At 62.5% G+C, this 9,838-nt stretch carries 13 protein-coding genes; 11 read left to right on the top strand and 2 right to left on the bottom strand.

Annotation, left to right across the window (positions count from 1 at the left end; genetic code table 11):
• Positions 1-127: 127 nt before the first annotated feature.
• Entirely contained in the window at positions 128-709 is a 582-nt protein-coding gene (locus tag AC1D0Z_RS05625; protein WP_477657257.1) for a DUF3455 domain-containing protein, read from the bottom strand.
• 247 nt (positions 710-956) lie between these two features.
• Here AC1D0Z_RS05625 and AC1D0Z_RS05620 point away from each other — a divergent pair, with 247 nt between their 5' ends.
• The 11 genes from AC1D0Z_RS05620 (at position 957) to AC1D0Z_RS05570 (ending at position 8,918) form a co-directional block, all read left to right on the top strand.
• Positions 957-1,571 carry an RNA polymerase sigma factor gene (locus tag AC1D0Z_RS05620; RefSeq protein ID WP_477657256.1) on the top strand — a complete coding sequence of 205 codons (615 nt, stop codon included), beginning with the start codon at positions 957-959 and terminating at the stop codon, positions 1,569-1,571.
• Positions 1,568-2,311 carry an anti-sigma factor gene (locus AC1D0Z_RS05615; RefSeq protein WP_477657255.1) on the top strand — a complete coding sequence of 248 codons (744 nt, stop codon included), beginning with the start codon at positions 1,568-1,570 and terminating at the stop codon, positions 2,309-2,311. Before AC1D0Z_RS05620 ends, AC1D0Z_RS05615 begins: the two co-directional genes overlap by 4 nt.
• 56 nt (positions 2,312-2,367) lie before the next feature.
• A complete protein-coding gene (locus AC1D0Z_RS05610) occupies positions 2,368-3,285 on the top strand; it encodes an LOG family protein (RefSeq protein ID WP_477657254.1) in 918 nt (305 codons plus the stop codon).
• 111 nt (positions 3,286-3,396) lie between these two features.
• Positions 3,397-4,164: an alpha/beta hydrolase gene (locus AC1D0Z_RS05605; protein ID WP_477657253.1), complete on the top strand. Its 768-nt coding sequence runs from the start codon at positions 3,397-3,399 to the stop codon at positions 4,162-4,164.
• 37 nt (positions 4,165-4,201) lie between these two features.
• Entirely contained in the window at positions 4,202-4,876 is a 675-nt protein-coding gene (locus AC1D0Z_RS05600) for a phytanoyl-CoA dioxygenase family protein (RefSeq protein WP_477657252.1), read from the top strand.
• Between the two features lie 49 nt (positions 4,877-4,925).
• A complete protein-coding gene (locus AC1D0Z_RS05595) occupies positions 4,926-5,765 on the top strand; it encodes a PhzF family phenazine biosynthesis protein (RefSeq protein WP_477657251.1) in 840 nt (279 codons plus the stop codon).
• Between the two features lie 112 nt (positions 5,766-5,877).
• Complete coding sequence (locus AC1D0Z_RS05590; protein ID WP_477657250.1) at positions 5,878-6,348, top strand: tetratricopeptide repeat protein; 471 nt, start codon at positions 5,878-5,880, stop codon at positions 6,346-6,348.
• Between the two features lie 119 nt (positions 6,349-6,467).
• Positions 6,468-6,845, top strand: coding sequence for a DUF6632 domain-containing protein (locus AC1D0Z_RS05585; RefSeq protein ID WP_477657249.1), 378 nt, complete (start codon positions 6,468-6,470; stop codon positions 6,843-6,845).
• 69 nt (positions 6,846-6,914) lie between these two features.
• Positions 6,915-7,571, top strand: coding sequence for a cupredoxin domain-containing protein (locus tag AC1D0Z_RS05580; protein ID WP_477657248.1), 657 nt, complete (start codon positions 6,915-6,917; stop codon positions 7,569-7,571).
• Between the two features lie 142 nt (positions 7,572-7,713).
• Positions 7,714-8,043 carry a hypothetical protein gene (locus AC1D0Z_RS05575; protein WP_477657247.1) on the top strand — a complete coding sequence of 110 codons (330 nt, stop codon included), beginning with the start codon at positions 7,714-7,716 and terminating at the stop codon, positions 8,041-8,043.
• 14 nt (positions 8,044-8,057) lie between these two features.
• Positions 8,058-8,918 carry an enoyl-CoA hydratase-related protein gene (locus tag AC1D0Z_RS05570; protein WP_477657246.1) on the top strand — a complete coding sequence of 287 codons (861 nt, stop codon included), beginning with the start codon at positions 8,058-8,060 and terminating at the stop codon, positions 8,916-8,918.
• A 55-nt stretch (positions 8,919-8,973) separates the two neighbouring features.
• Here the strand turns inward: AC1D0Z_RS05570 and queF are convergent, their stop codons facing one another.
• A complete protein-coding gene (queF, locus tag AC1D0Z_RS05565) occupies positions 8,974-9,801 on the bottom strand; it encodes an NADPH-dependent 7-cyano-7-deazaguanine reductase QueF (RefSeq protein WP_477657245.1) in 828 nt (275 codons plus the stop codon).
• Positions 9,802-9,838: the final 37 nt, after the last annotated feature.

The following is a 9,838-nucleotide window of genomic DNA, read 5'->3' as shown; positions in this document are numbered from 1 at the left end:
CCTGAACTCCATGCGTTCGTCAAGGTTCATCTTGACGGGACCTGTTTCCGGCCCTGTGGCCCCGTGTTTGGGGCTCTTGCTGGCGCTAAAAAGGTTCTTGAGCACGGACATGTCAGGCCTCACTTCTTCAGGCGTTTTTCGCCGTGAAAAACACGTAGTCGGCGGTATAGCCTTCCTTCACGCGCTTGCCCGCATCCGCCGGCGTGGCGCAGCCTTTGGCCGGGGCATTGCCGCCCTCGGTGTTCAGGCGCTGCACGCTGGTGACAGCGGCCATCTTGCCCGGGGCACCAGCAGATTTGGCTGTCAACAACAGAAGCGGGATGTCAGCGGGACGCTCGCCGTCGGCGCGCACTTTGACGGTGCCCACGGTTTTGCTGCCGTCCAGCGCGGTCCAGTTCGGCCCGGCGCCATGGGTGCCGACTTTTTCGTCTTTCTGGTTGAAGAGGTCTGCCTCCGGCGCCACAAACACCCAGGCCCAGCCGCCCTTGTCGCTGGCGCGGCATTCGTAGATCTGCGAGCCCACCGCGTGCCAGGTGAAAGCCACGCGTTCGCCATCGGCCGGCTTGAGCGCAACGGGGGCCGGCTTGCCGGCATCGACCGGCGCGGCCGGGCCGCCGGCGCAGGCGCTGAGCAGCAGTCCGGTCAACAGCGCGGCGGCCGAAAAGCGGGCGTGGAACCAGGGTGGGGTGGCGGGTGCAATCGGTGTCATGGCGATCTCCTGAGAGGGAGCCCTGCAAATAGTGACAGGTCCCCGGGTTAAAAGGAAGTAAAAAAGACAGTAAAAAAGCCCCAACAACCGATGGCCGGAGGGGGTGCGGCCCGGCGCGGCGTCCGGCCTACCCAAGACAAACGCCGCCCGACAGGAATCGGATGCAGGATTTTTCAAAAAATGCGGCTCCGCCCCGCGCGCCTGTGGCAATGGCAAAACGCCCCAGGAACTCCCTATACTCAGCCGCATGAAACCGGCCCCTGACACGGACACCCGCAGCCTGCAGGCGCTGATCGCCAGCGCGGGGCAAGGCGACCACGCCTGCTTTGCCCAGGTTTATGAACGCACCCACACGCATCTGTTTGGCGTTGCCGTACGTATATTGGGACAAGGACACGCGGCCGAAGATGTGCTGCAAGAGGCGTACGTGAGCATCTGGAAAAACGCTGCCGGCTACCGCAGTGAGGTGGACGGGCAAACCATTCAACCCATGACGTGGCTGATCGCCATCGTCCGCAACAAGGCGCTGGACGCCTTGCGCTCCCGCACGCGCCGCAAGGAAAGCGAATTGCCCGAATCCGGCGATGTGGATGAAGAAGACACTGAAACCACCGCCGCGCCCGCCCCCAGTGCCATGCAGCTTCTAGAGCAAGCTACTGAAGCCTTGCACATCGATGGCTGCATGAACTCGCTGGAAGGCAGCTACCGCCAAAGCCTGGCGCTGGCGTATTACCAAGGCCTGTCGCACACGGAAGTGGCGGCACAAATGGGCGCGCCGCTGGGTTCGGTGAAAGCCTGGATACGGCGCGGGCTCGAAAAGCTCAAGGGCTGCCTGGCGGCGCAAGGGGTGGTGGCGTCATGAGATACACCGGCTCCGAATTGCTTGAACACCTCGCATCAGCTTATGTGCTGGGCACGCTGCACGGCGGCGCGCGCCGGCGCTTTGAGCGCCTGTTGCGCGACCGGGCCGATGTGCGCGCACGGGTCACGCAATGGGAAGCCCGGCTGGGCCAGCTTGCCATGTCGGTGCCGGTGCACAAACCTTCTGCGAAGGTGTGGGCCGCCATTGCCGCACGCACCAAACCTGCTGCGACGCAACAGGCGCGGCAGGCAAAACCCTCCTGGCTGGGCTGGCTCAAACCTGCAGGCTTCGGCTTCGGCGGCCTGGCCGCGGGCGTGGTCGCGGCCAGCGCGTTCTTTGTCGCCATGCCGACCCTCTTCATGTCCAGCGACCAGCTCGCCATGCGCTCGGGCGAAAGGCTGCCGCAAAGCTATGTCGGCCTGCTCACCGACATCCAGGGCAACGGCAAGCTGCTGGTGAGCTCACTGCGCCACGGCAAGACCATGACGGTCAAGGTCATAGGCCCGATCACGCCGCCGGCCACCGGCACCCTGGTGCTGTGGGCGGTGCCGGCCACTGGCCCGGCGTTCTCGCTGGGTGACGTGCCCACCAGCGGGTCGGCGGTTTCCATGCTGCCCGACACCTCGGAAAAGCTGCTGTCCAAAGTCAGCAAGCTGGTGGTAACGCTGGAAACCAGCGCCACACCCGCAAGCCCGAGCGCAACGGTGGTGTTCAGCGGCAATTGCGCCAAGCTGTGGTGAGCGTGGGGGCATCCGGGCCTCAATTCAGATAGGTACCGTAAAAAGGGAGAACCAGCATGAACGCCAGCCTCAAATTGTTTCTATCCCTCGGTGTGGCCACCGCCGCCCTCCTCGGGTGTGCCACACCACCGCCGACCACGGCAACGTCTGCGATCAAGCCCACGGAGTTGCGGCTGGAGTGCGCGGTAGCGAAAGCAGATGTCCCGAACGCCGATTACATCGGGGCCTATGCAGGCGTTGAAAACATCGTCCCCGTGAAACTGATGGCTCAGGACACCTATTGCTCTGACGCCCTGAAGGCCATGCATTTTCCGCGGGGCTTTGTCTCCATCTATGGCAGCTCCCGCATCCGCGAGAAAAATGCCGCCTGCGACGCGCGCGGTGAGAACTGCAACGACACCATCAGGGCGGCAAACGATGCCATCTATGCAGACATCCGGAATTTTGCGCACGCATGGACCACGCGTTATGGCAAGCTGTATCCGATCATGACGGGCGCGGGCCCGGGCCTGATGGAAGCCGGCAACCGCGGCGCAAAAGAGGCGGGAGGCCCCAGCGTCGGGTACACCACCTACTACGACCGCTCGACGGCCAACGACACGCTGAAACCCTATGGTGGTGACCCCAGGCAGGCCCTGAATGCCTATGTGACCCATGGCCTGATTTTTTCCAGCGTCGCCATCCGCGAACTGGCGATGATCAAGCACTCGGCCGCGATCGTGATTGCACCGGGAGGTACCGGCACCGAGTGGGAAATATTCCAGATCATCGAGATCATCAAAAGCAGGCAGCTGACCAGGGTTCCGGTGTATCTTGTGGGCAATCGCCAAATTCACTGGCAAAGCCTGGACGCGCGCCTGAACGACATGATGGCGCGCAAGACCATCAACAAGGATGAAGTGGCATTTTTGAAGTATGTGGAAACGAGTGCAGAGTTGATCAACCAACTCAGCGCAGACATGCGGCTGAACTGAGTTGTTCAGGCACTCACTCAATGCGGCGCATCCGATGAACCTTGTTCGTGGCCTTTTGGACCGCATCATCCTGATTGGCGGCGTGCTCTGCGGTGGAAGACGCCGGGTTTCATGGTGCGCCGCACGGTGACTGTTTTTCTGGTGGTCATGGTGCTCGCTTACGTGGGCATCTGCGCGGCGTTGTTTGCGTTTCAACGTTCGCTGATCYACTTCCCGCAGCCGAGGTCATGGGGCGGCCCGGCCACAACGCTGCACCTTCAGACACCGGACGCGGCGCTCGTCGTCACGGCCCGGCAAACGGCTGGGCCCAAGGCCATCATTTACTTCGGCGGCAATGGCGAAGACGTTTCGCCAAATTTGCCGTCTTTCTCGCAGGCATTTCCGGCCCACGCGCTCTACCTGCTTCACTACCGCGGTTATGGCGGAAGCACCGGAAGCCCCACCGAAGCGGCGCTTCAAAGCGACGCCCTGGCCCTCTTCGACCATGTCAGCAAGATGCATTCAGACGTCGTTGTGGTGGGCAGAAGCCTGGGCTCGGGAGTCGCGGTCTGGGTGGCCAGCCAGCGGCCGGTGTCGCGCCTGATTCTGGTGACGCCCTACAACAGCATCCAGGAACTGGCCGCGCAGCGCTTTCCCTGGTTTCCGGTTTCCTGGCTTCTGACCGACAAGTTCGAATCCTGGAAGTACGCGGCCAGGGTCACCGCTCCCACGCTGCTGATTTCGGCCGAGCACGACGAAGTGATCCCGAAAGCCAGCACCGAACAGCTGCACGCGCACTTCAGGAATGGCGCGGCCGTGCTGAAGATGCTGCCCGGAACCTCCCACAACACGGTCTCGCTGCATCCGGACTATCTCTCGCTTTTTCAGTCGATGCTTTGATCTCCGGCAACCTCGCAAAACATAAAAAAAGCCTGGCATGGACCACTCCGCATTCACAACCCAGGGTTTTGCACTTGTTCCGCAGGTTCTGACTGCCGCGCAGTGCGCATCGGCCGCCTCGCGTCTTGCCGGGATTTCCGCCAACTCGGCGGGAACACGTTGCCTGTTGTCGGAAGCCTGGTGCCAGACACTCGCAGCAAGAGTGCGCCGACATGCATCGATGGCACCCCTGGTTCCGGCCGGTTTTGCGGCGGTGCAATGTACCTACTTCGAGAAATCGGCGTCGCGCAACTGGCTGGTTCCGGTGCACCAGGACCTGAGCATTCCCGTGGCAGACCATGTGGAACACGCGAGCCTGAGCGGCTGGTCCAGGAAGGAAGGCACGCTTTATGTCCAGCCGCCCGCCGAGCTGCTGGAGCAGCTGGTGGCGGTGCGTTTGCACATCGATGCCTGCGGTGCCAGTGATGGCCCGCTGCGCGTGGTTCCGGGGTCCCACCTGTACGGCCGCATGCAAGCGAAGAACGCTGCAGCAGCCCGCCAGGTCCAAAGCGAGTTCACCTGCACAGCCGGGCAAGGCAGCGCGATGGCCATGCGCCCGCTGCTGCTGCATGCTTCGTCCAGATCCACCGGCGGCAATGTGCGCAGGGTGCTGCATTTTTTGTTCGGCCCGCGGGTATTGCCCTTTGGCCTCCGGTGGCAGCGCGCCATTTGAGTTGCGCCGCACGGGCAAGCAGCCCGCGTTCCATTTCACAAGGGAAACGATGAGTGTCTTGAAGATTGCAGCCTTTTCTGACGGAAACACCGGCGGCAACCCGGCCGGTGTGATGATCGCCGACCAATTTCCGGCCGACCGTGAGATGCAGCGCATTGCCGCAGAGCTTGGTTTTTCGGAAACGGTTTTCGCCATTGCAAGCGGCGCCGGCTGGCGGGTTCGCTACTTTTCGCCGGAATCCGAAGTGCCCTTCTGCGGCCATGCAACGATAGCCCTGGGCGCAGCCCTGGCCCTGCAGCATGGCGATGGCGTGTTTGCGCTGACCTTGAATCAGGCCAGTATCACGGTTGAAGGCCGGCGCAACGGGGAGACGATCACCGCCGCGCTGCAATCGCCGCCCACGCGCAGCCAGGCGGCTCCACAGCCGCTGGTGCTGGCCACCCTGGCGCTGTTCGGCTACACACCGGATGACCTGGATCCCCGTATTCCGCCCGCGTTGGCCCATGGCGGCGCAGACCACCTGGTCCTGGCCCTGAAAAGCCGCGACAAACTGGCGGCCATGCAATACGACCTGGATATGGGCCGCGAACTGATGAACCAGGCGGGGCTGGTGACCATTCTGCTGGCCCATGCGCAAACACCCCGGTTCTTTCACACCCGGAATCCGTTTGCTTCCGGCGGCGTGTACGAAGACCCGGCCACAGGTGCAGCCACCGCCGCTTTTGYGGGCTACCTGCGCGACCTGAAGTGGCCGCACGGCGGCGCCATCGATATCGTGCAGGGTGAAGACATGGGCATGCGCTCCTGCCTGCGCGCCGAAATTCCACCCGCTCCCGGGGCCTCGATCAAGGTTTCCGGAACGGCCCGGATCATGCACGAGCTGGTTTAGGCCATTTACAAATAAATTACAACTCACCTGCATCTGTTTTACGGTTTTCCTCGTTTGTCTTAGGTGCTGGTTTGCAGCGCGTTTCAACAACCGATATCTCAAGGAGCCCGACATGAACACTTTTTCTATCCGCAACTTCATCGCATTTCCTGTCATTGCCCTGGCTTTGGCCGGTGCAGCGTTGGCAGCCGATATCCAGACAACCCCTGTGCAGAACGCGCAGATCGACGACTTCGCGGCAGGCAAGAAGGCCATCGACGCCAAGAACTGGGCTGAAGCCGTGAGCAGCTTCAACAAGGTGGTGGCCAAAAACCCGAAAAATGCCGACGCCTACAACTACCTCGGTTATTCCAACCGCTGGATGGGCAAGTACGACGAGGCATTTGCCGCCTATGGCAAGGCGCTGGCGCTGGACCCCAAGCACAAGGGCGCGCTGGAATACTCGGGCATCGCTTACCTGAAGACCAACCAGAAAGCCCAGGCCGACGCGCAACTGGCCAAGCTGCAGGCAATTTGCGCTACCTGCGAAGAAACCCGCGACCTGGCCAAGGCCGTGGCTGAGTACAAGCCCGCCGCCAAGTAAGCTGTCTTGAGTCACCATTGCGGCGCGGCCTGCGCTGCAATGGCTGGCCTTCATCCACGTCCGGCAAGTGCGAGCGCAGTTTCGGAAATGYGCGCGCCTGATGACTCGAAGGAAAAAACATGACTGACGCCGACCGCGCCAAATACCTGCGCATCGCCCTGATGCTGACAGGCCTGGTTTTCATTTTTGCCCTGTGGCCGCTCACCATCGTCTGGCCTTCCGGCTGGTCGTGGCACGCAGAGGGGCGCTCGTACTACCTGGAGATGATCCTCGGCCTTTACGCAACGCTGGGCGTCTTCCTTGTGCTGGCAGCCCGCAACCCTGCGGCACACCTCAGCCTGATCTGGTTTACCGTCTGGTCCAGCGTCGTGCACGGCGCCATCATGGCGGTGCAATCATTCAGCGGCCACCACACCATGGGCCACCTCTGGGGCGATGTGCTGGCGCTGTTCGCCGTAGCGGCCGTGCTGGCATGGCTGACGCCCCGCAAAGCCTGAAACCGAAAGAACCTTATGCCCCACCTGACACGCCCCTTTTCGCGCCCTCTTTCGCACCCATTTTCGCGGATGTTGCCATCTGCTCTCTTTTTTATAGCTGCTTGCGCGCTACCCATATGGGCTGCAGCCGGAAACCTCTCTGTCCAGGTGCTGGACAAGGAAGGCAAGCCGGCGCCCGACGCCGTAGTCATCGTGCTGCCTTCCGCCAAAACCGGCGCACCCAAAAACCCGCTGCCCAGCCAGGTGACGATTTACCAGGAAAAGATGCGTTTTGTGCCGGCCGTGAGTGTGGTGGCGCTGGGCGCCAGGGCCCAGTTCGTCAACAACGACCCCTGGGAGCATCATGTGCGCGGCTCGGCCGCAGGGGCGGCGCAGTTCAATGCAACGCCTGGCGAAGGGTTCGAGCTGCGGCTCGACGGCAAACCAGAAGGCAAACCCGCGAAAACCGCTGACGCCACCTTCACGAAGGCCGGCGCGGTACTGCTGGGCTGCCATATCCACGGCTCCATGCGCGGCCATGTCTATGTGAGCGAGTCGCCCTGGGCCGCGCTGACGAATGCCGATGGCCTGGCCGAACTGGAGCAGTTGCCTGAGGGCGCCGCGCAGATCAAGGTCTGGCACGCCGACCAGCTGATTGACATCCCGCCCCAGAACTACACCGTGGCGGCCGCCCCCGGCAAGCTGACATTGCAGCTCAGTGTGGTGCCGCGCCGCCGCCGGATCTGAGGGCGCACGCAGGCCTTACGGCCAAAGGGTTTGAAGCGTTTTGAGGCTTTTTTAACGGTTTGGGGACACCTTTCACCCTTTCGCGCCGTTGACAGAGGCTTTCACGAAACTTACATTGAAGCTTCTGCACGGAGGCTTCTTTATGCCCGATCCTGCCGACCCTTCCCCGACATCCACACCTTCCCGGTCGCCGTACTGGCACGCCATCACGCTGGCGCAGTTTCAGCGCCTGAAAGACTGGCGCGAGGCGCAGCAGGCGGCGCATCCCCTTGAATGCCAGATCTGGGAAGCCGTGCTGACAGCCTGGCTCCTGGGCTGGACGGGCTGGTTGCCGGCTTACGTCTTTGAGGCAGCCTGGGCTTATCCGCTGTGCCTGCTGGGCATCCTGGCGCCGCGGCTGTATGTGTATGCGCGGGCACGTGCGCACGCTTCGCAGCGTCTCAGGTGTGACTGGCTGGACCTCGTTGCCTGACTTAGAGTGTGGGCATGAATGCCCCCACCCCACCTGCCCTGACCTGCTTCACCTTCAACACCATTGGCCACGTCGCCCATCTGGTGCTGAACCGCCCCGAGGCGATGAACACCATGCACCCGACCTTCTGGCGCGAGCTGGATGCGGTGCTCACGCACATCCACAAGGCCGGCGAGGCCCGCGTACTGGTGATCTCCAGCACCGGCAAGCATTTCAGCGCCGGCATGGCGCTGGAAACCTTTGGYGGCGACATCGCCATGGACGACCAGAGCCCCGAAGGCCGCGCCGCCATCTTTGACATGCTGGGCGACATGCAGGCCACCTTCACCAAGCTCGAAACCCTGCGCATCCCGGTGATCGCGGCGATCCAGGGCGGCTGCATCGGCGGCGCGGTCGACATGGTGACAGCCTGCTGCCTGCGATACGCGACCGCCGACGCATTCTTCTGCATCCAGGAAATCAATATCGGCATGGTGGCCGACGTGGGCACGCTGCAGCGCCTGCCCAAGCTGGTGCCGCTGGCCGTTGTCAAAGAGCTGGCTTACACCGGCCGCCGCATGCCTGCCGCCAAGGCCCTGGGCTACGGCCTGGTCAACGAAGTGTTTGATTCAGCCGGAGCGATGCTGGCAGCGGCGATGCAGTGCGCTGCGGAAATCGCCGCCAAACCGCCCGTGGCGATCTGGGGCACCAAGCAGGCCATCCACTACACCCGAGACCATTCGGTGGATGACGCGCTCAGGCAAATGGGCTGGCTGCAGGGCGCGATCTGGAGCAACGCGCATGTGCGTGAGGCGGTCACCGCCATGAAAGAAAAACGCGCTGCCAGCTTCCCCGGGCTTGGTCCGCTCAAGAATTTCAATGAATTCGGGCTTTAGCCCATACAGGACGTGCGCAAGCAGCTATTAATTTAATAGCAGACTGCACTGGAAATTATTGGCGGGCGGTTCGAACAGCAGGCGGCAACGCCTGCGGGTGGCTGGTGCGAAACGGGTTGATGTCCAGCCCACCGCGCCGGGTGTAACGCGCATACACCGAGAGCTTCATGGGTTTGCAGCGCGTCCAGACGTCCATGAAGATGCGCTCGACGCATTGTTCGTGGAACTCGTTGTGGTTGCGAAAGCTCACCAGGTATTGCAGCAGGCCTTCCTGGTTGATCTGCGGGCCGGCGTAGCGGATCTGCACACTGCCCCAGTCGGGCTGGCCGGTCACCAGGCAGTTGCTCTTGAGCAGGTTGCTGGTGAGTGTCTCTTCCACCGGCGGTTCGTCGAACTCGGCAAACAGCAGCTCGGGCGTGGGTGTGAAGTGGATGCATTCGACGTCCAGGCGGTCCAGGTTCAGGCCGTCGAGTTCATGCACGGGCTCACGGTCGAACAGCTCGGGGCCCAGCGTCTTGATGCCGACACCCATACCGACGACGGCATTAAGGTCTGCGCGTATGCGTTCGCGCACATCGCGCGCATCGGCAAAACGCGTGTTGTTGAAGCTGTTGAGGTAGAGCTTGAAGGACTTGCTCTCCACGATGTTGGGTGACTCGCAGGGCACGGTGACCTGCGCCAGTGCCACCTGCGGCTTGCCGCGCATGTTGAGCCAGCTCAGCTCAAATGCGGTCCACATGTCGGCGCCGAAGAACGGCGGTGTTCCGGTAATGCCGATTTCGGCGCGTTTGCCTTCGCGCGGGATCGGGAACAGCAGCGACGCGTCGTACTGGTCGATATAGGGCGACGATTTGCCGAGCTGGGATTGTTCAGGGGTGTTCATGCGCCCATTTTCGCTGCTAAGCGGCTTCAGGCCAGAA

It is taken from the genome of Polaromonas sp. P1_E3 (assembly GCF_056405935.1).
Note: the sequence above shows the minus strand (reverse complement) of the source record. Positions and strands in the feature narration are given on the sequence as shown.

Coding starts and splice junctions, on each gene's coding strand:
- AC1D0Z_RS05625 (WP_477657257.1), bottom strand. CDS start 709: ATGACACCGATTGCACCCGCCACCCCACCCTGGTTCCACGCCCGCTTT.
- AC1D0Z_RS05620 (WP_477657256.1), top strand. CDS start 957: ATGAAACCGGCCCCTGACACGGACACCCGCAGCCTGCAGGCGCTGATC.
- AC1D0Z_RS05615 (WP_477657255.1), top strand. CDS start 1,568: ATGAGATACACCGGCTCCGAATTGCTTGAACACCTCGCATCAGCTTAT.
- AC1D0Z_RS05610 (WP_477657254.1), top strand. CDS start 2,368: ATGAACGCCAGCCTCAAATTGTTTCTATCCCTCGGTGTGGCCACCGCC.
- AC1D0Z_RS05600 (WP_477657252.1), top strand. CDS start 4,202: ATGGACCACTCCGCATTCACAACCCAGGGTTTTGCACTTGTTCCGCAG.
- AC1D0Z_RS05590 (WP_477657250.1), top strand. CDS start 5,878: ATGAACACTTTTTCTATCCGCAACTTCATCGCATTTCCTGTCATTGCC.
- AC1D0Z_RS05585 (WP_477657249.1), top strand. CDS start 6,468: ATGACTGACGCCGACCGCGCCAAATACCTGCGCATCGCCCTGATGCTG.
- AC1D0Z_RS05580 (WP_477657248.1), top strand. CDS start 6,915: ATGTTGCCATCTGCTCTCTTTTTTATAGCTGCTTGCGCGCTACCCATA.
- AC1D0Z_RS05575 (WP_477657247.1), top strand. CDS start 7,714: ATGCCCGATCCTGCCGACCCTTCCCCGACATCCACACCTTCCCGGTCG.
- queF (WP_477657245.1), bottom strand. CDS start 9,801: ATGAACACCCCTGAACAATCCCAGCTCGGCAAATCGTCGCCCTATATC.